Genomic DNA, 277 nt, shown 5'->3' with positions numbered 1-277 from the left:
GAACACCACCGAAAGCGCCGAGGCTTGCAGAATCATGTGCGTGCGGTTCTGCGCCAGACGCTGCTGCAATTGCCTGTCGAGGAATTTCAGCGTGGCCTGATTGAGCTGGTAGGTGTGTTCCATCAGCCCGGTGACCTGATCGTAGAATGCCTGCCACGGCGCATCGAGGGTGTCGGCCATTACCACTTGTTCTTCGAACAGCTCGCTGGCCTGTTTGAGCGAAGCCTTGCTGCTGTCGGCCTGGGCGCTGAGGGATTCGCGTGCAGCGCTGCTGGAA

The 277-nt window shown here is 59.9% G+C and carries 1 protein-coding gene; it reads right to left on the bottom strand.

Features of this window, described 5'->3' with window-relative positions:
- The coding region (locus AAEY83_RS14565; protein ID WP_351059981.1) for a hypothetical protein at positions 1-277 on the bottom strand (277 nt) is incomplete at both ends.

The organism is Psychrobacter sp. TB20-MNA-CIBAN-0197, assembly GCF_040309765.1.
GTDB classification, from domain to species: Bacteria; Pseudomonadota; Gammaproteobacteria; order Pseudomonadales; family Moraxellaceae; genus Psychrobacter; species Psychrobacter submarinus.
Note: the sequence above shows the minus strand (reverse complement) of the source record. Positions and strands in the feature narration are given on the sequence as shown.